At 68.3% G+C, this 943-nt stretch carries 1 protein-coding gene; it reads left to right on the top strand.

Translation table 11 applies throughout. The annotated features are described in order from the left end of the window. The first annotated feature begins 107 nt into the window (after positions 1-107). On the top strand, positions 108-701 hold the full coding sequence (locus C1I93_RS30720) for a hypothetical protein (protein ID WP_111246714.1): 594 nt from the start codon (positions 108-110) through the stop codon (positions 699-701). The last annotated feature ends 242 nt before the right edge of the window (positions 702-943 follow it).

Raw genomic sequence — 943 nt, 5'->3', positions numbered from 1 at the left:
GTCCCGGCGGGCCTCGACCGCCAACCGGGTCGCACGCTCACGCAGCTCATCGTTGTACTTCTTCGGTGCGGGCATCGCTGGTGTTCCTCCCAGGTTTCGATGTCTCCATCAAACCCGGTGCGGGACAGAGCGTGCTGGGTATCGCTGGTCTGGCTGTTGCCGGTGGTCTGGCGGCGGGTCCGCTGAACCACGCCACCGACACCACCGATACCGGCACCGGCGCCGTCACGGCCGCGGCGGTGCAGGCCGACAAGCCCGACACCAGCAGGCTGGTCCCGCATGGTGTGCAGGGCGAGCAGTCGCGGATCGATCTGGACGCCGAGCAGACCGCCAACGTCAAGGCGATCATCGCCGCGACGAAGAAGGCCGGCATGGACGAGCGCGCCGCGGTCGTCTCCATCGCCACCGCGTTGCAGGAGTCGAAGCTGGAGAACCTGGGTCACCTGGGTGACCGCAACGACCACGACTCGCAGGGTCTGTTCCAGCAGCGTCCGTCCAGTGGTTGGGGCACGGTCGAGCAGATCACCGACCCCGAGTACTCCACCACCGCGTTCCTGGAGGGTTTGAAGCAGGTCGACGGCTGGCAGGACATGCCGCTGACCCAGGCCGCGCAGACCGTGCAGGTCTCGGCGTACCCCGACCACTACGCCCAGTGGGAACAGCAGGCCGCCGACCTGGTCACCCAGCACTGGAACAACTGACCACGCCGATAGCCTGACCGACCGCTGATCAACCGCTGATCGACCGTTGGCCGGCACCCGGAAGGGTGCCGGCCAGCACGCATCTCACCCACAGACGTCCTGCCGCCCGCACCCGCCACCCCATATCTGCTCGCCCCGCCTCGGCCGCGCTCCGCGAGCTTGCCCGCCGTAGCGCGGACTCCGCTGGGATGCGGCTGTTAATAGGGGGCCCCTGCTCTACACCAGGCGTTAACAGGGGGCCC

Source organism: Micromonospora endophytica, assembly GCF_003236305.1.
GTDB lineage: Bacteria > Actinomycetota > Actinomycetes > Mycobacteriales > Micromonosporaceae > Micromonospora > Micromonospora endophytica.
This window is presented reverse-complemented; position numbering and strand designations above follow the sequence as displayed.